General features: G+C 34.9%; 15 protein-coding genes, 1 tRNA gene, 3 rRNA genes, 1 CRISPR repeat array and 1 other annotated feature (1 of these 21 cut by a window edge). Of the genes, 1 reads left to right on the forward strand and 18 read right to left on the reverse strand.

What is annotated here, in order from left to right; translation table 11 throughout:
• Positions 1 to 14 precede the first annotated feature (14 nt).
• The 4 genes from ACK2WO_RS01370 to metG form a co-directional block, all read right to left on the reverse strand.
• Complete coding sequence (locus ACK2WO_RS01370) at positions 15 to 980, reverse strand: type I phosphomannose isomerase catalytic subunit (protein ID WP_414698188.1); 966 nt, start codon at positions 978 to 980, stop codon at positions 15 to 17.
• A gap of 47 nt (positions 981 to 1,027) precedes the next feature.
• A complete protein-coding gene (locus ACK2WO_RS01375) occupies positions 1,028 to 1,336 on the reverse strand; it encodes a PTS fructose-like transporter subunit IIB (RefSeq protein WP_414698189.1) in 309 nt (102 codons plus the stop codon).
• A gap of 364 nt (positions 1,337 to 1,700) precedes the next feature.
• Complete coding sequence (locus ACK2WO_RS01380; protein WP_040410742.1) at positions 1,701 to 2,471, reverse strand: TatD family hydrolase; 771 nt, start codon at positions 2,469 to 2,471, stop codon at positions 1,701 to 1,703.
• A 16-nt stretch (positions 2,472 to 2,487) separates the two neighbouring features.
• Positions 2,488 to 4,422, reverse strand: coding sequence for a methionine--tRNA ligase (gene metG, locus ACK2WO_RS01385; RefSeq protein WP_178412717.1), 1,935 nt, complete (start codon positions 4,420 to 4,422; stop codon positions 2,488 to 2,490).
• A gap of 115 nt (positions 4,423 to 4,537) precedes the next feature.
• Positions 4,538 to 4,762: a binding site (T-box leader), on the reverse strand.
• Positions 4,763 to 5,154: 392 nt separating this feature from the next.
• Here metG and ACK2WO_RS01390 point away from each other — a divergent pair.
• Positions 5,155 to 5,607, forward strand: coding sequence for an AsnC family transcriptional regulator (locus tag ACK2WO_RS01390; protein WP_178412716.1), 453 nt, complete (start codon positions 5,155 to 5,157; stop codon positions 5,605 to 5,607).
• 61 nt (positions 5,608 to 5,668) lie between these two features.
• On the opposite strand, the gene ACK2WO_RS01395 is transcribed toward ACK2WO_RS01390, so the two are convergent.
• The 14 genes from ACK2WO_RS01395 to ACK2WO_RS01460 form a co-directional block, all read right to left on the reverse strand.
• On the reverse strand, positions 5,669 to 6,391 hold the full coding sequence (locus ACK2WO_RS01395; protein ID WP_414698190.1) for an HD domain-containing protein: 723 nt from the start codon (positions 6,389 to 6,391) through the stop codon (positions 5,669 to 5,671).
• A 33-nt stretch (positions 6,392 to 6,424) separates the two neighbouring features.
• Positions 6,425 to 7,258, reverse strand: a complete 834-nt coding sequence (gene rsmI / locus ACK2WO_RS01400; RefSeq protein WP_178412714.1) for a 16S rRNA (cytidine(1402)-2'-O)-methyltransferase — start codon at positions 7,256 to 7,258, stop codon at positions 6,425 to 6,427.
• Between the two features lie 59 nt (positions 7,259 to 7,317).
• Positions 7,318 to 8,073 carry a methyltransferase gene (locus ACK2WO_RS01405; protein ID WP_178412713.1) on the reverse strand — a complete coding sequence of 252 codons (756 nt, stop codon included), beginning with the start codon at positions 8,071 to 8,073 and terminating at the stop codon, positions 7,318 to 7,320.
• Positions 8,074 to 8,166: 93 nt separating this feature from the next.
• On the reverse strand, positions 8,167 to 9,039 hold the full coding sequence (locus ACK2WO_RS01410) for a stage 0 sporulation family protein (protein WP_414698191.1): 873 nt from the start codon (positions 9,037 to 9,039) through the stop codon (positions 8,167 to 8,169).
• On the reverse strand, positions 9,036 to 9,971 hold the full coding sequence (locus ACK2WO_RS01415; protein WP_414698192.1) for an ATP-binding protein: 936 nt from the start codon (positions 9,969 to 9,971) through the stop codon (positions 9,036 to 9,038). Before ACK2WO_RS01415 ends, ACK2WO_RS01410 begins: the two co-directional genes overlap by 4 nt.
• A gap of 116 nt (positions 9,972 to 10,087) precedes the next feature.
• Entirely contained in the window at positions 10,088 to 10,762 is a 675-nt protein-coding gene (locus ACK2WO_RS01420; protein ID WP_414698193.1) for a dTMP kinase, read from the reverse strand.
• Positions 10,763 to 10,866: 104 nt separating this feature from the next.
• On the reverse strand, positions 10,867 to 12,375 hold the full coding sequence (locus tag ACK2WO_RS01425) for an aminotransferase class I/II-fold pyridoxal phosphate-dependent enzyme (protein ID WP_414698194.1): 1,509 nt from the start codon (positions 12,373 to 12,375) through the stop codon (positions 10,867 to 10,869).
• Positions 12,376 to 12,414: 39 nt separating this feature from the next.
• Positions 12,415 to 12,531: ribosomal RNA gene (rrf, locus tag ACK2WO_RS01430) — 5S ribosomal RNA — on the reverse strand.
• A gap of 68 nt (positions 12,532 to 12,599) precedes the next feature.
• A 23S ribosomal RNA gene (locus tag ACK2WO_RS01435) occupies positions 12,600 to 15,501 on the reverse strand.
• 103 nt (positions 15,502 to 15,604) lie between these two features.
• Positions 15,605 to 15,680 (reverse strand) — tRNA-Ala (locus ACK2WO_RS01440).
• A 52-nt stretch (positions 15,681 to 15,732) separates the two neighbouring features.
• Positions 15,733 to 17,235 (reverse strand): 16S ribosomal RNA (locus ACK2WO_RS01445).
• The 16S, 23S and 5S rRNA genes sit together here with 1 tRNA gene alongside, the layout of an rRNA operon.
• Positions 17,236 to 17,604: 369 nt before the next feature.
• Entirely contained in the window at positions 17,605 to 18,156 is a 552-nt protein-coding gene (gene nrdG / locus ACK2WO_RS01450; RefSeq protein WP_414698195.1) for an anaerobic ribonucleoside-triphosphate reductase activating protein, read from the reverse strand.
• 41 nt (positions 18,157 to 18,197) lie between these two features.
• The gene (locus tag ACK2WO_RS01455) at positions 18,198 to 20,564 is read right to left on the reverse strand and encodes an anaerobic ribonucleoside triphosphate reductase (protein WP_414698196.1); all 2,367 of its coding nucleotides are present in this window, start codon (positions 20,562 to 20,564) and stop codon (positions 18,198 to 18,200) included.
• Between the two features lie 466 nt (positions 20,565 to 21,030).
• Complete coding sequence (locus ACK2WO_RS01460) at positions 21,031 to 21,861, reverse strand: formate/nitrite transporter family protein (RefSeq protein WP_414698197.1); 831 nt, start codon at positions 21,859 to 21,861, stop codon at positions 21,031 to 21,033.
• Positions 21,862 to 22,046: 185 nt separating this feature from the next.
• A CRISPR array of direct repeats spans positions 22,047 to 23,219; the repeat unit is 36 nt; unit sequence GTTTGATACTCATCTAAAATTACATCAATCTCAAAC (it continues 449 nt past the right edge of the window).

The following is a 23,219-nucleotide window of genomic DNA, read 5'->3' on the forward strand; positions in this document are numbered from 1 at the left end:
TATATACTATTTTCCTATACTCTTGATAGTATAAATTCACATTTTCCTTCTACTGAATATTTTCCATTCTGAGCAGGTATGAATATACTATCTCCTTTTATAAAGTCTAATTCTGTATCTCCCATAACTAGTTTTCCGTTTCCTTCTGTTATGATTACAGAGTTGAATGATTTTTCGTCTATTTCTACTTCTGCTTTAGTTTCTACTTCATATTTTAAAGTAGTGAAGTATTTACATTCACTTAATAATACTCTTGTATATCCGTCTAATTTTTCTAATTCTCCCATTGGTTCTGCACTCTTAGCATTTGGAGTAAGGTTTGTTACATCTATTGCTTTGTCTACGTGTAATTCTCTTGGTTTTCCGTCTGCTCCAAGTCTACCAAAGTCGTATACTCTATAAGTTGTGTTTGAATTCTGCTGTATTTCGCATATTACAAGACCTGCACCTATAGCGTGTATTGTTCCACTTTCTATGAAGAATACATCACCTTTTTTAACTTCAACTTTGTTTAACACTTCTAGTATTGTATCGTTTTTTATTCTATCTGCAAATTCTTCTTTGCTTATTTCTTTATTTACACCGTAATATAAAGAAGCACCTTCTTCAGCTTCTAGTACATACCACATTTCTGTTTTTCCGTATTCTTTTTCAACTCTTAATGCATACTCATCATCTGGATGAACCTGTATAGAAAGAGATCCTTTAGCATCTATAAATTTTATAAGTATTGGGAAGAATTCAAAACTATCACAATTAGTTCCTAATCCTTTAGCACCTAATTTTTCTACATATTCTCCAAATTTTAATCCTTTAAATTCTCCAGAGTCTACTATACTCTGTCCATTTTTGTGATTTGATAATTCCCAGCTTTCTGCTATCTTATCAAAATCACAGTCTTTATTGTACTCATCTCTTAACTTTGTACCACCCCATAGATAATCCTGAAATGCTGGTTTTAATTTTACTGGTTTTAACATGGCCATTTCTCCTTTGTATTTATTTTAATATAATTTATTTCATATAATTACTTAAACGTACTTATGATTTTTTTCATTATAATATCTGCTTTTTTAATGACATCAGATGTACTCATTCTAATAACTTTCTTGCCTTCAAATCTATGCTCATTGATTATCCGCATATCATTTGTAAGAATAACACATACAGCTTCTTTTATATCTTCTGGAGCCAATTCATTCTCTATACCCATAGCACCCTGTGTCTCAACAGATATATCAATACCATTTCTCTTCGCAACTACCTCTAATGCCTCAGCTGCCATATAAGTATGAGCTATCCCAGATGAACACGCAGTCACTGCCACAACCTTCATACAAATATCTCTCCTATCTCAATTATCTTATTATACTATCTAAACTATTATACCTCTAACAAGCCCTTTTTTCTACACATCCTAGATATTTATAAATAGTATAACGTTTCCAATTTTTGAAACAACAAATTAATTTGCATCGACAATTCCTCAAACTCCTAGCATATTACAGAAATTCGCTCGGAATATAAATAAAATTAAATTGTGGTTTACTATCGGCAAAGAAAAAGACTAGTTTAACCTTTAGCGACAATCTGGAGACGCTTGACTTCTTCTAAATGTGTTACAAGAACAAAGTCAAGCGTCGAAGCCTGGAGCCTAAGGTTAACTAGTCTTTTTCTATTGGCAATAAACAGCCTTAGTTTTATTTAATTCCGAAGAATTTCATTGCATTTTCTTTTGTTACTCTACATACCTCTTCATAAGATATTCCTTTTTCATAAGCTATTTTTTCAGCTACAAAAGTTACTAATGAAGGGTCATTTCTCTTTCCTCTATGAGGAACTGGAGCCATATATGGAGAATCTGTCTCTATCATAAGTCTTTCAAGAGGAATTTCTCTAACTACCTCAACTGTCTTTCTATTGTTTTTGAAAGTAACAGTTCCCGGTATTGAAAGATAGCATCCCATTTTCACATATTCTCTCGCAAGTTCAACTTCTCCACTGTAGCAGTGAAGTAGACATCCTGTTTCAGCTGCCTTTGTTGATTTTATTATTTCCATTGTATCCCCATGAGCATCTCTATCATGTACGATAAATGGTAATTTTAATTCATTGGCAAGTTCAATCTGTCTTTTGAACCATTTTTTCTGAGTTTCTCTAGGAGATAAATCATAGTAATAATCTAAGCCTATTTCCCCTATAGCAACTACCTTTTCATTTTCTAAAGCATATTTTCTTAATAATTCTATATCTGCTTCAGTCATATTTTCAACGTCGTGTGGATGTACTCCAACAGCAGCGTATATAAAGTCGTGTTTATTGGCTAGTTCTATTGCAGTTTTAGATGTTTCCATATCAGCACCTGGGTTAACTACATAGTCTAGTCCTTTTTCTTTTAAAGACGCTATCACTTCTTCTCTATCTTCATCGAAGCTTTCGTCATTTAAATGTGCATGTGAGTCAAATAACATTTTTAATTTCCTTTCATTAGCATACTTCACAGCCTGGTTTTGCATCCTGAGCTGTTGGTATTACAAGATCGTCTCCGTCATCTCCTGCAGCAAGTATCATTCCTGCAGATTCTACTCCTCTAAGTTTAACTGGTTTTAAGTTGCAAACAACTATTACTTTTTTACCAACCATTTCTTCTGGTTTGTACCATTTAGCTATTCCAGATACTATCTGTCTTGTTTCAGCACCTAAATTAACCTGAGATACTAATAATTTGTCTGCTTTTGGATGTTTTTCACATTTAACTATTTCCCCAACTCTAAGCTCTACTTTATCAAAGTCGTCTATAGTTATCTGTTCTTTATGTTCTAGAGGTTTTACTTCTTCTTTTTTAGGAGCGAACATTTTTTCTAATTCTTCTATTTCTTTTTCAACATCTAATCTTGGGAATAAAGCTTCACCTTTGTGTACTTTTGTTCCAACTTTTATTAAGCCGAATGATTTAACACTTTCCCAATTAGTTATATCTTCCTGTCCAGCTATTCCTAACTGATCGTATATTCTGTTAGCAGTAGTATTCATTATTGGGTTTATAAGTGTTGCTATTATTCTTATAGATTCACATAAGTTATATAATACTGTGTTTAATTCTTCTTTTTTAGCTTCATCTTTAGCTAAAGCCCAAGGCATAGTTTCATCTATATATTTGTTAGTTCTTCTTACTAATTTCCATACTGATTCCAATGCTTCATGGAACTGTAATGCATCCATCTGAGCTTCAAAGTCTTTAGCTGATAATGCAGCCTGTTCTTTTAATGATTCATCAAATTCAGTAGCTACTGTAGCTTCTGGTATTAAACCTTCATTGTATTTTTCTACCATTGCAACAGTTCTGCTTACTAAGTTTCCTAAATCGTTAGCTAAGTCAGAGTTTATTCTGTTTATGAAGTTTCTGTTAGTATAGCTTCCATCCTGACCAAATGAGAATTCTCTTAGTAAGAAGTATTTTAATGCATCTACTCCATATCTTTCTATCATTGGACCTGGGTAAACAACATTACCTTTTGATTTACTCATTTTATCGTCGTCGAATAATATCCATCCATGTCCGTATACCTGTTTTGGTACTTCTAAACCAAGTGCCATAAGTATAGCTGGCCATATTATTGTATGGAATCTTGTTATTTCTTTAGCTGTTAGATGTACTGATGCTGGCCAGTATTTTTTGAATTCTTCGTCGTTATCAGTCATATATCCTAAAGCTGTTATATAGTTGCAAAGAGCGTCAACCCATACATATATAACATGTTTTTCATCGAATGGTACTGGTATACCCCAGTCAAATGTAGTTCTAGTTACACATAAGTCTTCTAGTCCTTTGTCTAAGAAGTTAGAAACCATTTCATTTCTTCTTGATAATGGTAGACAGAAGTCATCTCTTTTGAATAATTCTTTTAATCTATCTTCGTATTTAGATAGTTTGAAGAAGTAAGCTTCTTCTTTTGCTACGTAAGTTTCTCTACCACAGTCTGGGCATTTTGTTCCATCTATTAACTGAGATTCAGTCCAGAAACTTTCACATGGAGTACAGTATCTACCTTCGTAAGTACCTTTGTATATATCTCCCTGTTCATATAATTTAGTGAATATTTTCTGTATTATTTCTGTATGTCTTGGTTCAGTAGTTCTTATGAAATCATCATAAGATATGTCTAATTTTTTCCATAAAGCTTTTATATCAGCTATCATACCATCAAGGTATTCTATTTCAGTCATTCCTGCTTCTTTAGCTTTTTTCTGTATTTTTTCTCCGTGTTCATCTGTTCCTGTAAGGAATTTAACATCGTATCCACAGAAACGTTTAAATCTAGCTATTGCATCTGCTGCAACAGTAGTGTAAGTATGTCCAATGTGTAATTTACCACTTGGATAGTATATTGGTGTTGTTACATAAAAAGTTGGTTTGCTCATAATTGTCCTCCTGTATATTATTTTTATTTTTTCGTTTTCGAGAATAATATAAATTTTCTTAGATTTATCTACAAAAATTTATATCGCTAAAATAAAAAACACCCCTATGATTTCTCATAGGGGCGATTGTATTCGCGGTACCACCCTAATTTATCCACAATATATACAAATAGTGGATATCTCAAATAGACTATAACGGGTCTAATCGTTTAGGCCTTACATCTTGCTCAACCTAAATGCTCCAAGTCCATATTCAGAATATCATCGAAACACCAGCTTTCACCTTTTCTGGCTCTCTGTAGAATGACTATATTCTTACTCTTCTCTTCATAGCATTTAATTTATTGAATTCTTATACAATTACTTTAATTTTATCCAATTTAACAACAGTTGTCAATTTATTTATCTTTATATACGTGCAAAATTAAAATACTTATTCTTTTAAAAATGAATATTTTTTTTCAAAATTTCTATTTTCTAATCAAATGCTTGTCATTCCAAAGATTTTTTGATATTTTTTTAAATTTTTTTACTTTTTTATTCAATTTTCTCTTGAAAGTTTATAAATATTATGCTTTATTATAATTATAGGAGTTACTTTTTTTATTTATCTAACAATAAATACTTAATTTATCTATCTTTTATTTATTTTTGCATATTAAAGCTTTATAAATCAAAGGACAATGTTAAAAGATATTATAGGTATATAAATTATACAAAGGGGGAGTGTTTATGGAAAACACAGTTAGAAAATTAGACGAAACAGATAGAAAGATAATTGAAATACTTCAGGAAGATGGTAGAATTTCTATGAAGGACTTAGGTAAGCTTATAGGCTTAACTTCTCCAGCAGTTTCAGAAAGAATAAAAAGACTTGAAAACTGCGGTATAATATCTGGTTATAAAGCAATAATAAATCCAGATGCTCTTGGAAGAAACATAAAAGCATTTATACACATTTCTCTTCCAGGAAGCCAGAGCTATGCTGAATTTTTAGAAAATGCAAAAAATGATCCAAGAATAGTAGAATGCCACCATATAACAGGAGATGACTGCTCGCTTCTTAAAGTTCTTGTTAGCGATATGCAGGAATTAGAAAGTGTTATAGACAGTATAAAGAAAATAGGTTCAACAAAAACATCTGTTATATTATCAACTCCTATACAGGCAAAATCAATTCTATAATAATTTATTTTGATATTAAAAAAGCTGATGAAAAAACATCAGCTTTTATTTTTATTAAATTTTAGTATATTTGATTCTCAGTACTTATTTCTTCATCAAATCTGTAGTAATAACTCGTCAAAGCATAATCTATATACGTTCTAAGTACGCCGTAATTTTCATTTTCATAAATCAACCTTCTTGTGCATACAACATCAGAATATCCTATAATCATAACTCCTGCAATATCTGGCCCTACCTTCCTAAACGCCTTGTATAGTACCTTTTTGCCCATGTTATCATTTTTATAAAACTCTAATAACATCATATGGTATTCTATGTATTTGTGCACTATTTCCTCTGCTTTTTCACTTATTTTAAATTCAGCTATCACATCATGAAGCATATCAGCCCCTATTTTTTCATGTCCTTTAAAATGAGCATTCCCATCTTCTCCTACAGTCATACTTCTAGGTTTTCCCATATCATGTAAAAATGTCGCTAGTTTTAAAAGTTCAACCTTTTTAAACTCATCGTCAACCTGTGTATATATATCATCTCTTACAAATTCTACAAGATGATTAGGGAAAAATTTTTCATTTATTACTTTTTCAAGTTCTTTAAGTGCATTCATAGAGTGCGTAAAACTATCTACAACATGGAATCTACATTTCCCAATTTTTTTCATTTCCAATATATGAGGAAATATTTTTTCTAGTTCTCCATCTCTATCCATCTGCTCTATAATTTCAGAAGTATTCGTTGCCTTCAATGCTTCAATAAATTTTCTTCTTATTGTATCCATAAAACCACCTCAAATCGTGTTCGACGGTTTATTTTATAAATCTAGTACCTGTTTATAGACTATATCTTTCTTTAACTTTCTATCCTTACATACTATTTTTATAGCGTCTTTTTTGTTTATACCCTCTTCCATCAACTGAATAACATATTCTCTTTCGTTTAACTCGTCGTATTTTCCTATTTCTTCTACTTCTCCAGAAAATCCTTCTACAATTAAAACAAATTCACCTTTTACATCTCTATTATTGAATATTTCTATTACAGTCTCTAAATCTTCTCTGATGATTTCTTGGTATTTTTTAGTAAGTTCTCTGTTTACTGATATTTTTCTATTTCCAAGATATTTCAACATATCTTTTAGAGTATCTTTTAATCTATGTGGAGATTCATAGAATATTATTGTTCTTTTTTCATTTTTTATTTCTTCTAATCTTTTTCTTCTAAGTTTTTTATCTCTATCTAAAAAGCCTTCAAATACAAATTTATGTGTATCCATTCCAGAGCCAACAAGTGCTGTTACAAATGCTGTTGCTCCCGGAAGAACTTCTATTTCTATATTATTTTCTATAGCTTCACCTATTATATCCTGTCCTGGGTCTGATATTCCAGGCATTCCAGCATCACTTATTAGTGCTATATTTTCTCCTTCTAATAATTTTGTTATTAGATAGCCTCCCTTTGAGTCCTTATTATGCTCATGGTAGCTTGTAAGAGGTTTTGATATATCAAAATGATTTAAAAGCTGTAGACTGTGTCTTGTGTCCTCTGCTGCTATTAAATCTACTTCATTTAGTATTCTCAATGTTCTATATGTTATATCTTCTAAATTCCCGATTGGTGTGGGACATATATATAATTTTCCTGCCATATTTTTCTCCTTTTGGATAAGTTTATTTATTTAAAATTTCTATATTTATAAAATTGGCACTATCTACTTGGAGTTTTATAATCTTCTGAGTAGATGTCCAGTATTTCCTGCGTATAATTTCCTTCATTATCGTATACGTATAGAGGATCCATTATTTTTAAATCTGGCTTTCCTCCTTTTGTAAACTCTACTAATAATAAATTTGGAGCCTTATCTGCTCTAGGATGTATAAATCTCATTACTTTTGGCTCTAATCTGTACTTTCTGCCTATAGTTACAATATCTATAAGTCTTGTAGGTCTATGTATCATAAAGAATTTTCCTCTTTCTTTTAATAAAATCGAGGCTGCTTTTATAACATCATCTAGGTTACATTTCACTTCATGTCTAGAAATCATTTTTTTATCGTTTGGATTTTTAACACCATCGCTGTGCATATATGGTGGATTTGATGTTACTACATCAAACGTATTTTGAGGTAGTACATTTTTTATTTCTTTTAAATCCGCATTTACTATCTCAATTTTTTCTTCTATTTCATTCATTTTAACAGTTCTTGATGCCATTTCAAAGACTTCTTCCTGTATTTCAACACCATATATCTTTTCTACATTATTTTTTCCATATATTATAAGCGGTATTATTCCTGTTCCAGTACCTAAATCAGCAACTCTCGCTCCATTTTTTACTTTAGCAAAATTCGCAAGAAGTACTGCATCTGTTCCAAAACAGAATCCATCTGTATTTTGAATTATTTTAAGACCTTTTAACTGAAGGTCGTCTATTCTCTCCTGTTCTTTTATCTCAACTTTCATTGAAAAGTTTTCCTTTCACAAATTTATTTTTAGTTTAAAAAAACTGCCCAAATTTAAAGAGTATTCTCTTTTGGGCAGTTTTAAATCCGTAAACTAGTCTTCTAGTCTTTTTAATTCTTTCATTGTTTCGGCATCTATATATTCGCCGCTTCTATCTCTTCTTGGCTCTTTTAATGTCTGAACATCATCTTTTAGATAAACTCTTATAGTCTTATCCTGGAATTCAACTCTTACCTGTTCAAGAAGAGGATTTACCTCTATTACCTTACCTTTTCCTTCTGCAGTCTGAACTAATGCTCCAACCACTGGTAATTTTTCAAGCGCTTCTGCATATACATCGTGTTCATATTTTAAACAGCAGAATAATCTTCCACATATTCCAGATATTTTTGTTGGATTTAGAGATAAACTCTGGTCTTTTGCCATTTTTATAGAAACTGGCTGGAAGTCTCCTAACCAAGCAGAACAACAAAGTTTTCTTCCACAAGGTCCAAGTCCACCTATTGATTTAGCTTCATCTCTAACACCTATCTGTCTTAATTCTATTCTTGTTTTAAATATAGATGCTAAATCCTTTACAAGCTCTCTAAAGTCTATTCTTCCTTCTGCGGTAAAGTAGAATATTAGCTTATTTCTATCAAATGTATATTCACAATCTATAAGGCACATTGTAAGTCCATGTTCTTTTATTTTTTCTTGGCACAATACAAAAGTATCTTTTGCCTTTTCTTTGTTTTCATCGTATATTTTTTTATCTTCTTCTGTTGCAATTCTTATAATTGGTTTTAACGGAGATACAAGTTCTTCTTCCGCTATTTCTTTGCCACCTACTACAACATGTCCAAATTCAAGACCTCTAGCTGTTTCAACTATTACATCCTGATTTACTTCTATATCAAGTCCAGCTGGATCAAAGTAATAAATTTTGCCAGCTTTTTTAAATCTTACACCTACTATTTTTATCATTTAATCACCTCATATATATTTAAAAACATAACCTGAATACTCATTTTAAATCCACAAAATCCTTTGAGTTTCTTTTTAGTATCTTCTATTATATCAATAATATTAGCCACTTGAGAACCATTTATTTTATCAGACATATTCTCAATAAATGTTATTCTATCGGTATTTGTTAAAAGATTAATTCCTTCTTTTAACATTATTATATCTCTAAAATAGTTTACCATAATATCTAGGAAATTCATAATCTGATTTTCATATTTTTCTACTGAATCAGCTAGCATCTCTATGTCTAGCTTCTTTTTATCAGATATAACAGATATACAATTCTGTATAAATTCCCTCATCTCTTTAAATTCCTCATCATTTGCAAGCTCTATAGCCCTAGTTATGCTTCCTTTAGAAAAATTAGCACACATTTTTGCGTACTCCTCATCCAACCCTAAATTATCAACAAGATGATTTTTTACTATCTCATTAGAAAGTGGAACAAATTTTACTATGTCACATCTAGATTTAATAGTACTAAGAAGAGCTTCTTTGTTTTCCGCTATCAAAATAAATATAGCGTATTCTGGTGGTTCTTCTATTGTTTTTAAAATAGCATTCTGAGCTTCTTCACTCATAAGTTCTGCATTTTCTATTACATATATTTTATAATCTGAAAGGGGTTTTTCGTAGACATCCTCTTTCATTTTTCTTATTTTTTCTATTTTTATTCTGTGTGCGCCCTCTTCTTTAGCTATTATATTGAAATCTGGGCTATTTTCTGGAGATACTCCTATAAGTATTTTGGCAAATTCTCTAGCAAAAGTCTTTTTACCAATACCTTTTATTCCTTCAAATATATACGCATTATTTAGCATATTTTTATCTATGGCATTTGTTATATATCTTTTTGCAAAATCTTGTCCTTTTATTTGTTCAAAATACAATCGAGCTCACCTCCATTTTATTTATACATATTTATTTATAATATGTTTTTCATGTATAATACATATTTTCATATATACTTTTACCTACATACTTTTATTTACACATTGCATTATATTTATAATGATTTTTTAACTATCTCATATATCTCATCGCTTATATCTTCTATAGTTCTAAGCTTATTATTTTCTACACACTCTACTCTTTTCCAGTTGTATTTATCTGCTATATAAAGAGAGTTTTTATATGTTTTTCTAAGATAATTTTTATCACTTTCGTGTATATCTTTTTCTTCTTCGCCTGTAAATTTATTCTTTCTATTTTCCATAAGCTTTATGCTATAATCTACTGGAACATTTAGGAAAATAACCTCATCAGGTCTAGGAATTTTGAATAGGTTATATTCGTAATCCTCTAACCAATCTAAATACTTATCTCGTTCATTTATTTCCATTTTAGAAGCCTGATGAACCATATTAGATGTTGTGTATCTATCTGCAATTACTATTCCACCAGCATTGTAAAAATCCTCCCATTCAGTCTTGAATGAGGCATATCTATCTGCTGTAAAGAATGTAGAAGCTATATATGCATCAACATCATCGGCATTTTTCCCAAAATCACCTCTTAAATACATTTTTACAAGTGTAGATGATTCAGATTTGTAGTTTGGATACTCTACTTTTCTAACGTTATATCCATCTGCAGTTAATTTTTTTAAAAGTTCTTCAGACTGTGTAGCCTTTCCACTAGCATCAGAACCACTTTCTATTATTATTAGTTTTCCTTTCATTTCTAGCATCTCCATCTTTTTATTAGGAGCCTGCTTTTTGAAAGTTTATAAAAACTTAATAATGAACGTACTTTTTTAATGATAATAAAAGTACTTATTACTTATTAAATACTGTCTATAACTTGGATATATTCAAAATTAGAATCTTTTACACCTGTAATTTCCATACCCTTTTGTTTACAATATTTTAAGTAATTCATTATTTCTTTAGGGATTATTTCTCCCGCAGCAATCATGCATACTCCCGGTGGATATGGGACTATATTTTCTCCACATATCATTCCAATTGCATCTTCTATTTTAACATTTTTCTTCTTTCTTGAATAGAAGGCCTCTCTTGGAGTTAGTGACATTTGTGGAATAATCTCATAAGGATAGTCAACAGGCTCTATCTTTTTACGTTCTTCTAATAGAGATTTTTTATATATTTCTACAAGTGCTTTTTCAAGTTTTTCAAAGTCTTCTTTTTCATTTCCTATAGTAGTTATCATAAGCGCTCCAGAGTAGTTTGATAACTCGACTTGTATATTATGTTCTTTTCTAAGTATTTCCTCAAATTCGTAACCTGTTAATCCAACTTCTAAGCTAGATATAAATACTTTTGTAAGATCATCTTCATTATATATATTAAAAAACTCTAGGTTTTTATTTTCTAATTTATTTGTACACTCTCTGTGTATATCTTCACTTATTTTTTCAATTCTTAGTTTAAATTTATTTATATTATCTATAAGCTCTTCCATCAATTCTTTCCCATACTTTTCATATATATCTACAGCAATTTCTAAAGATTGCATAAGTATATATGATGGACTTGATGTTTCCGTCATTTTAAGCATTTTTTCTATTCTATCATTGTCTACTCTTTGAGTTTCTATAGCCTCTTCTGATATATGCATCATAGATGACTGTGTAAATGCAGGTAGTGTTTTATGCGTACTCTGTATAACTATATCTGCACCACATTCTAGAGCTGTTCTAGGAAGCTTTTCACTAAGTCCCAAGTGTGCTCCATGTGCTTCATCTATAATAACTATTAATCCATTATCGTGAGCGTATTTTATCATTTCTTCAAGTTCAAATGTTATTCCATAATATGTTGGATAAGTTAATAAAATAGCTCTTGCATCTTTATTTTCAGAGATTGAACTTTTTACATCCTCAAGTAGATTTCCTCTTTGAATGTTTGTATATTTGTCTATTTGTGATTTTATATATATAGGAGTTATATCTCCCAATATACATCCATTTACCGCAGACTGATGAGAATCTCTGCTAAGAATTAATTTATCTTTAGGTGAGCAAACTGCCATTATAGCAGCTTCAATCCCACAAGTACTACCGTTTATTAAATAATATGTCTTTCCACTATTAAATACTCTCTGAGCCTTTAGTATACTGTTTTTTATTATATCCTCTGGTGAATGTAAATTATCCGTTCCTGGAATTTCTGTAGTATCTGTCTTATAAAGGTTCTCTAAAATATTAGTATATTTTAATTTATTGTAAATTTTTCCGTTTTTATGTCCTGGCATATGAAATGATACTACATTTTCTTCTAATATCCTATTTAGTCCATCATTTATAAAAAGTACATTATTATTTTTATTCATAGATTTTTCCTCATTTAATTTTTTGTAAAAAAAAAGATTACGTGGCTACGTCCTACTCTCCCAGGGGCCTTCGCCCCAAGTACCATCAGCGATAGAGAGCTTAACTTCTGTGTTCGGAATGGGAACAGGTGTATCCTCTCTTCTATAATAACCACATAATCTTTATTTTCAGAGATTGTACTCTGAAAACTACATACATATTAATCAAATTACCAAATATTTTCTTGGTCAAGTCCTCGACCTATTAGTATCGGTAAGCTGCATACATTACTGCACTTCCACCTCCGACCTATCAACCACGTAGTCTTCATGGGGTCTTACTTCCGAGGAATGGGAAATCTTATCTTGAGGCTGGCTTCGCGCTTAGATGCTTTCAGCGCTTATCCGTTCCGTACATAGCTACCCAGCCATGCCTCTGGCGAGACAACTGGTACACCAGCGGTACGTCCACCCCGGTCCTCTCGTACTAAGGGCAGATCCTCTCAAATTTCCTACGCCTGCGACGGATAGGGACCGAACTGTCTCACGACGTTCTGAACCCAGCTCGCGTACCACTTTAATGGGCGAACAGCCCAACCCTTGGGACCTACTACAGCCCCAGGATGTGATGAGCCGACATCGAGGTGCCAAACCTCCCCGTCGATGTGGACTCTTGGGGGAGATAAGCCTGTTATCCCCAGGGTAGCTTTTATCCGTTGAGCGATGGCCCTTCCACTCAGAACCACCGGATCACTAAGTCCGACTTTCGTCCTTGCTCGACCTGTATGTCTTGCAATCAAGCTCTCTTATGCCTTTACACTCTATGCACGATTTCCGACCGTGCTGAGAGAACCTTTGAGCGCCTCCGTTACCTTTTGGGAGGCGACCGCCCCAGTCAAACTGCCCGCCTGACAGTGTCCCAAGACCTGATTCAAGGCCTCTGGTTAGAGTCCCAGTACTACAGGGGTGGTATCCCAACGGTGGCTCATCCAAAACTGGCGTCCTGGAATCAAAGCCTCCCACCTATGCTGTACATGTAGTACCAAGACCCAATGCCAAGCTACAGTAAAGCTCCATGGGGTCTTTCCGTCCTGTCGCAGGTATCCGGCATCTTCACCGGAATTACAATTTCACCGAGTCTGTTGTTGAGACAGTGCCCAAATCGTTACGCCTTTCGTGCGGGTCGGAACTTACCCGACAAGGAATTTCGCTACCTTAGGACCGTTATAGTTACGGCCGCCGTTTACTGGGGCTTAAGTTCACTGCTTCGATTGCTCTAACAGATCCCCTTAACCTTCCAGCACCGGGCAGGCGTCAGCTCCTATACATCGTCTTGCGACTTAGCAGAAACCTATGTTTTTGGTAAACAGTCGCTTGGGCCTATTCTCTGCGGCCATCTTTCGATGGCACCCCTTATCCCTAAGTTACGGGGTCATTTTGCCGAGTTCCTTAACAACAGTTCTCTCGCTGGCCTTAGGATACTCTCCTCACCCACCTGTGTCGGTTTGCGGTACGGGCGCCTTTAAACTCGATAGAGACTTTTCTCGACAGTGTGAATGCAGATGCTTCGCTACTAAATTTCGCTCCCCGTCACACCCCAGCATTGTATCCGTGGATTTGCCTCCGGATACTGCCTCAGTGCTTGGACGTGCATAACCAACAGCACGCTCATCCTGTCCTACTGTGTCATCCCATTTCTCAAACGCTTATTGGCGGTACAGGAATTTCAACCTGTTGTCCATCACCTACGCCTTTCGGCCTCGGCTTAGGTCCCGACTAACCCAGGGAGGACGAACCTTCCCCTGGAAACCTTGGGTTTACGGCCTGTGGGATTCTCACCCACATCTCGCTACTCATGCCAACATTCTCACTTCTTTACAGTCCACATGTCCTTACGGTCATGCTTCTGCCCAGTAAAGAAAGCTCCCCTACCCATCATAAATGATGCCGTGGCTTCGGTAGTAGGTTTTAGCCCCGGAAATCTTCGGCGCAGGATCACTCGACCAGTGAGCTATTACGCACTCTTTGAATGAGTGGCTGCTTCTAAGCCAACATCCTGGTTGTCTGTGCAATCCCACATCCTTTACCACTTAACCTACATTTGGGGACCTTAGCCGACGGTCTGGGCTGTTGCCCTCTCGACCGTGAATCTTATCACCCACGGTCTGACTCCCAGATAAAAGATGACGGCATTCGGAGTTTGATAGTCTTCGGTAGGTGCAATACCCCCTAGGACATTCAGTGCTCTACCTCCGTATCTCTGAATCTGAGGCTAGCCCTAAAGCTATTTCGGGGAGAACCAGCTATCTCCGGGTTCGATTGGAATTTCACCGCTATCCACAAGTCATCCCCGAGCTTTTCAACGCTCGTGGGTTCGGTCCTCCACGAAATTTTACTTTCGCTTCAACCTGCTCATGGATAGGTCACCCGGTTTCGGGTCTACGTCATGCAACTAAACGCTCAGTTAAAACTCGCTTTCGCTGCGGCTGCATACATGAAGTACTTAACCTTGCTGCATAACGTAACTCGTTGGCCCGTTCTACAAAAAGTACGCGGTCACACAAGAAATGTGCTTCCACAGTTTGTAAGTACAGGGTTTCAGGTTCTATTTCACTCCCCTCCCGGGGTTCTTTTCACCTTTCCCTCACGGTACTATGCGCTATCGGTCACCGGGTAGTATTTAGCCTTGGAGGGTGGTCCCTCCTGCTTCCCACGGGGTTTCACGTGTCCCGTGGTACTCTGGATCATATCGGAAGTCTTCTCACTTCGACTACAGGGCTGTTACCTTCTGTGGCGGAGCTTTCCAAAACTCTTCGTCTGTAATAACCTCTTCCTGATGATATGTCCGCAACCCCTAAGAAGCGAACTTCTTAGGTTTGGGCTGTTCCGCGTTCGCTCGCCGCTACTAGCGGAATCGAATTTCTTTCTCTTCCTTCGGGTACTTAGATGTTTCAGTTCCCCGAGTTCCCCTCAACGAGCTATGTATTCACTCGAAGATACCATGACATTACTCATGGTGAGTTTCCTCATTCGGAAATCTATGGATCAAAGTTTACGTGCAACTCCCCATAGCTTATCGCAGCTTATCACGTCCTTCATCGGCTCCCGGTGCCAAGGCATCCGCCCTGCACCCTTAATAACTTGACCAGTTACAGTTGATATTTTTTTATAAGGTTATCATCCTTATTTATCACATTAAGGAAATAAATGATGTCATATCATAATATATATGTAGTTTTCAAAGTACAAATGGTGGAGATGAGGAGATTCGAACTCCTGACCCCTTGCTTGCAAGGCAAGTGCTCTCCCAACTGAGCTACACCCCCATATTAAGTTTGTATAAACTTTCAAAACTGAACAGCAGATAATTCTCCCTAGAAAGGAGGTGATCCAGCCGCACCTTCCGATACGGCTACCTTGTTACGACTTCACCCCAGTTATTGATTCCACCTTCGACGACTTCTCCCAAAAGGTTAGATAGTCGGCTTCGGGTGTCTCCAACTCCCATGGTGTGACGGGCGGTGTGTACAAGACCCGGGAACGCATTCACCGCAGCATTCTGATCTGCGATTACTAGTAACTCCAGCTTCATGTAGGCGAGTTTCAGCCTACAATCCGAACTGAGAATGGCTTTAAGGGATTTGCTCCACCTCACGGCTTGGCTGCCCTCTGTACCACCCATTGTAGCACGTGTGTAGCCCTAGGCATAAGGGGCATGATGATTTGACGTCATCCCCACCTTCCTCCAGGTTATCCCTGGCAGTCTCTCTAGAGTGCCCAACTAAATGATGGCAACTAAAGACAAGGGTTGCGCTCGTTGCGGGACTTAACCCAACATCTCACGACACGAGCTGACGACAACCATGCACCACCTGTCACTTCTGTCCCCGGAGGGAAAGAGGAGATTAGTCCTCGGTCAGAAGGATGTCAAGCCTAGGTAAGGTTCTTCGCGTTGCTTCGAATTAAACCACATGCTCCGCTACTTGTGCGGGTCCCCGTCAATTCCTTTGAGTTTCACACTTGCGTGCGTACTCCCCAGGCGGAGTACTTAATGCGTTAGCTGCGGCACCGAAGGGGGTAACCTCCGACACCTAGTACTCATCGTTTACAGCGTGGACTACCAGGGTATCTAATCCTGTTTGCTCCCCACGCTTTCGTGCCTCAGCGTCAGTTACAGTCCAGAAAGCCGCCTTCGCTACTGGTGTTCCTCCCAATATCTACGCATTTCACCGCTACACTGGGAATTCCGCTTTCCTCTCCTGCACTCAAGTCAGACAGTATCAGGAGCTTACTACGGTTGAGCCGTAGCCTTTAACTCCTGACTTGAAAGACCGCCTACGCACCCTTTACGCCCAGTAAATCCGGATAACGCTAGCCCCCTACGTATTACCGCGGCTGCTGGCACGTAGTTAGCCGGGGCTTCCTCCTCAAGTACCGTCATTATCTTCCTTGAGGACAGAGCTTTACGACCCGAAGGCCTTCATCGCTCACGCGGCGTTGCTGCATCAGGCTTGCGCCCATTGTGCAATATTCCCCACTGCTGCCTCCCGTAGGAGTTTGGACCGTGTCTCAGTTCCAATGTGGCCGATCACCCTCTCAGGTCGGCTACTGATCGTCGCCTTGGTGGGCCGTTACCCCGCCAACAAGCTAATCAGACGCGGGTCCATCCTGTACCGAAAAATCTTTGATATAAAAGTCATGCGACTCTTATATGTTATCCCGTATTAGCATACCTTTCGGTATGTTATCCGTGTGTACAGGGCAGGTTACCCACGCGTTACTCACCCGTCCGCCGCTCTTCTCCGAAGAGAATCGCTCGACTTGCATGTGTTAGGCACGCCGCCAGCGTTCATCCTGAGCCAGGATCAAACTCTCAAAATAAAATTTCTACAATGTTGAATCCGCTCAGATGTTATCTCAAAATATCTGGCATGGTTTGTATGGCGTTCGAATTATTTATTCGAACTAAATATATCTGCTGTTCAGTTTTCAAAGTTCATTTTTATTTTGTTTCACTGCCCTCTCTCAAGGACAAGTATTATATTATCATCTTTTATTTTCATCGTCAACACTTTTTTAAAACTTTTTTTATTTTTTTATCTCTCAGATAATTTTTATACTTTTTAACATCTCTTTAAACCCTTATTTATTCTACTTTTATAATTAAAAATCCACTTCAATTTATGAGCATTTACAATACTTATAAAAAAAAGAGTGCAGTAATATCTACTACACTCAAATATTTTAAATTTATTTTGCCATTGGTAAAAATGTGTCTACGTAATTTTCTGTATACTCTTCCCGTATAACAACCTTTCCACATTTTAAACTTTTCTGAACATCTATTATTCTTTGATTAGATGATCCTCTAAATTTTAAAGAAATATCTTTTTTATCTATTTCAAATTTACCATCTACAAGAACATCTATATTATTAAGCAGTCTTAAATTACTAAAATAATTCTTATTCTTTTTATCTATAAGCTGCTCAAATGTAAATCCAGTAAAAGACCATACATTCATACCCATTCCTTTAACAGCAACTGCAATTTCTCCAACTGCTTCTGGCTGTAAAAATGGCTCCCCTCCAGATAGAGTCACCCCACTCTGAAGCTTTTTAGATTTAATTTTATCTATAATCTCTTCTGTATCTACAACTTTTCCACCCATTATACTGTGAGTCTGAGGATTATGGCACCCTATACAATTATGCTTACATCCTTGTGTCCACACCACTGCTCTCAAACCAGGACCATCGACTATGCTATCAAAAGTAACATCTGAAGCTATCCTTATATCCATAAATTTACACTTCCTTTTTTAATCCCTAAACATATAAAAAATTACATATGTTTAACTCTATCTCTAACCTCTGCTCTCTTGGCATTGTTGAATCTATCAACAGTACCAACGAGATATCCAGTTATTCTTCTAATTCTTTCAAATTTTATATCGCTATCCTTTTCATTACGTCCACATGCTGGGCATATATCTCCATTGATTATTCCAGAATATCCACAAACTGGGTCTCTATCAACAGGATGGTTTATACTTCCGTATCCTATTCCAGCATCCTTCATTGCTCTAACAACTGACTCAAATGCTTCTAAATTATTAGTTGGATCCCCGTCTAACTCAACATAAGTAATATGTCCACCATTTGTATACTCATGATAAGGAGCTTCTATATTTATCTTTTCAAATGCACTTATCTTATAATAAACTGGCACATGGAATGAATTTGTATAATATTCCTTATCCGTAACACCTTTTATTTCTCCATATTTTTTCTTATCTATCTCAGTAAATCTACCAGATAAACCTTCTGCAGGAGTACCTATTAAAGAGAAATTAAGTCCGTATTTTTCTGTAGCCTCGTCCATTCTATCTTTCATATGAGAAATAATAGCTAAACCAAGCTTCTGGGCATCTTCACCTTCTCCATGATGCTTACCTATAAGTGCTATTAAACATTCAGCTAAACCTATAAATCCAACTGTTAAAGTACCCTGTTTAATAACCTCTTCTAACTCATCTTCTGGACCAAGTTCATCAGAACCCATCCAAACTCCCTGTCCCATAAGGAATGGGAAGTTTTTCATTTTCTTCTTACCTTGTATTTCCATTCTTTCTAATAACTGATCTATAACTAAATCTATCTTTTCATCAAGATCTTTAAAGAATCCATCTATATCAGGATTTGAACCATCTACACATCCATGTATTATACCTAATCTTGGTAAATTTATAGTAGTGAATGATAAATTACCTCTTCCGCTAACTGTTTCTGGCCCACAAACATTGCCTATAACTCTAGTTCTGCATCCCATGTAAGTAGCCTCTGTTTCAGGGTTTCCTGGAACATAATATTTAGCATTAAATGGTGCGTCTAAGAAACTAAAGTTAGGGAATAATCTCTTGGCAGATACCCTGCAAGATAATTTAAATAAATCGTAGTTAGGATCTCCTGGATTTAAATTTACCCCTTCCTTAACTTTAAATATAAGTATTGGGAATATTGGAGTTTCTCCATTTCCAAGACCTTTTTCCTGAGAAAGAAGAAGGTTCTTACTTACCATTCTACCTTCTGAAGAAGTATCTGTACCAAAGTTTATACTAGAGAATGGTACCTGTGCACCAGCTCTAGAATGCATTGTATTTAAGTTGTGTATAAATGCTTCCATTGACTGATAAGTTTTTCTATCAGTTTCTTTATACGCTTCCTTATATGCAAATTTTTCTATTTTAGTAGCTTCTACTACAGTAATAGAGAATTTAGCTGCTAATTTTTCTATCACCCTAGATGTAAATTCTTCACTTTTATTTATATCAAGGCTTGCTTTTATATTAGTTTCTTTTTCTACATTGTAAACTATCTCTTTTACAATTTCGTTTGTTGACTCATCATCTAATTCATCTAAAAGAACAAGTCCTTTAGTTAAGTTAGATATATATAACTTTCTAAATGTTTTGTGAACACCTTCAGCTAAACCATAATCAAAGAATGGTATACTCTGTCCACCATGCTGATCGTTCTGGTTGCTCTGTATAGCAATTGCTGCTAATGCTCCGTAGCTCATTATATCGTTTGGCTCTCTTAAGAACCCATGTCCTGTTGAAAATCCACCTTCGAATAATTTTTCAACATCTATCTGGCAACAAGTAAGTGTTCCCATATTTAAAAAGTCCATATCATGTATATGTATATCACCTGAATCGTGAGCCATTGCATGTTCTGGCTTTAACACATTTGTTTTGCAGAATTCCTTTGAAACAGCACTACCATACTGTAGCATTGTTCCCATTGCTGTATTCCCATCTATATTGGCATTTTCTCTTTTTATATCTGCATCACCCGCATCAGAGAACGTTATCTTTTCTATCGCCTTCATTAGTCTAGTCTTAGAATTTCTAACTCTAGTTCTTTCCGCTCTATAAAGTATATATTCTTCGCTAGTCTTAGCGTGTCCTGTTTCTATAAGTACTTTTACAACAGCATCCTGTACATCTTCAACACTAGGCACTTCTTCACCGAATCTTCTTTCTAATAAAGCTATAACCTCCTGTGTTAAATCTTCTGCCATTTTAAAATCTGGAGCTTTTCCTTCTTTTTTAGCAACATCTGAAGCTGCTAGAAAGATAGCTCTAGTTATTTTATTTTCATTGAATGGTATCGTTCTGCCATCTCTCTTTTTTATAAATTCAATCATTATAATTCCCCCTCAAACAACTATATATAGTATGTGTATTTTTTCTAACCACTATATATAGTGTTTAAAATCTAAAAAAATTCCCTTTAACAACGTCAAAGGGCATCTCATAACTTATATGTTAAATGTTATCAAATTTATATATTTTCGTCAAACACACTGTAAGCATTGAAATTGCTTGTCCGTTTTTTTGAAGTGTAGTGTTTGCAATGTTTATACAAGCGGTAACTTTTTTTGCTTTTTTTGTAATTTCTTGTTTAATAAAGTATTTTTGTGGTTATTATGTTTTTTATTTACTTTATAATATTATACAAACATTTTTATACAGTTCGCATATTTAAATTTTTCCATAAAAACAAAATATTCCATAATCTACTCAATAAAAAATGCTCTCTATCATTTTGATAAAGAGCAAAATTATTTTTATATTATCTGTATAGTGTACTAATCTTATATAATATGCAAACTACGATTCTTTTTTCCGATATAAATACCAATATAATAGTCCAACAAACACCATTCCTCCGATTATATTTCCTATCGTAACTGGTATTAAATTAGAAAACATAGTTCCAAAATTTAACCCAGATAATTGCTCTGCAGTTATTCCATATAATTCTGTAGCTTTTGCAGCATATAATGGGTTATGAGATGCAAATATTCCTGCTGGAATATAGTACATATTTGCTACACAGTGCTCAAATCCAGATATTACGAATACAAATATTGGGAAGAATATTGCTATACATTTCCCAGCGACATCTTTTGCTGTAGCTGCCATAAATATTGCCAAACATACTAATACGTTGCATAGTATTCCTGAAACTATCGCCTGAATAGGATCTATTCCAACTTTTCCTAAAGCTACCTTTATCGTAAATGCTCCAGCACCACCATCGCTAAAGTTTAACTGGCCACAGTTGTTTATCATCCATGCCATTAGAGCTGCTCCGATAAAGTTGCTTATATAGACTATTGTTAGGTTTCTAATCATTCCTTTTAGTTTTGCTTTTTTGTCGTATACCGCCATTGATATTAGACAGTTTCCTGTGAATAGTTCTCCACCTAGTAGGACGATTAGCATTAGACCTATTGGGAACACTGCTCCAGCTACAGTTCTTGCTAGTCCCACATTTGATATTCCATGCATTGCAAGGCTACTTGCTTCTGCACCAATTCCTATGAAAAATCCAGCTGCTATTCCAAGAAGGATTAGTTTTTTTGTTGTTAGGTTTGTTTTTTTTATTCCGTTTTGGATATTTTGTTCTATTACTTCTGTTATGGTTTGGAATCCCATTATTTCAACTCCTTGTTTTTCGTTTGTTTATTTTTATGTTAGAAGGAGTTTGTATTTTTGTCAATATGGTTTAGTTTTTAAATTATAAAAAGCATTCTATGTGATATAGAATGCTTTGTACTTTTGAAATTTTTCTAATTATATCAATCTCAAACAAATATTTATTTATGTTGAATAATTGGAACATTTGATACTCATCTAAAATTACATCAATCTCAAACGCCTATAACATACATAACACTTGTTGCGTCGTTTGATACTCATCTAAAATTACATCAATCTCAAACTTTTAATTTAGTCTATCTTTATATAAAATCTGTTTGATACTCATCTAAAATTACATCAATCTCAAACAGGTACTAACAACTTCGGTAAAGACTTTGAGTTTGATACTCATCTAAAATTACATCAATCTCAAACTAACTGTTTTTGCAGTAATGTATCTACACAGTTTGATACTCATCTAAAATTACATCAATCTCAAACAAATCTGTTTCTCCAAAAGTGCTTAAGAATGTTTGATACTCATCTAAAATTACATCAATCTCAAACTGACACTTGCGTTGAAGTAAGCACAGACGCGTTTGATACTCATCTAAAATTACATCAATCTCAAACCCTAACATCTAACTCTTTGTAGTTTAAATAGTTTGATACTCATCTAAAATTACATCAATCTCAAACTAAAGCCTTTGAAGATAGAAGAATTAATAAGTTTGATACTCATCTAAAATTACATCAATCTCAAACCGTCGGTTGACTCTCTCCCCTTCTTTATATGTTTGATACTCATCTAAAATTACATCAATCTCAAACAGTAGCTACCCTACTGTAATGATAAGTGAAGTTTGATACTCATCTAAAATTACATCAATCTCAAACCGTACATAACTAATATGCAGTTGCTCATCAGTTTGATACTCATCTAAAATTACATCAATCTCAAACATGCCATTTAATTCGCTCATACGCTCCTTGGTTTGATACTCATCTAAAATTACATCAATCTCAAACATCTTCACTCTCATCTAGCTCACCTCCAAAGTTTGATACTCATCTAAAATTACATCAATCTCAAACATAGCATTCTGTATTGCAGTTGAGTTAAATGTTTGATACTCATCTAAAATTACATCAATCTCAAACACAGATTACAAAATCATTATCAATATATCTGTTTGATACTCATCTAAAATTACATCAATCTCAAACCAAGCATCTCCAACTTTTACAGTTACGAACGTTTGATACTCATCTAAAATTACATCAATCTCAAACCAGACACAGATAGTATCAAATTTTTCAACTGTTTGATACTCATCTAAAATTACATCAATCTCAAACGATTATATCTTTAT

Origin of the sequence: Peptacetobacter sp. AB845 (assembly GCF_047528295.1) — a bacterium.
Classification (GTDB): Bacteria; Bacillota; Clostridia; order Peptostreptococcales; family Peptostreptococcaceae; genus Peptacetobacter.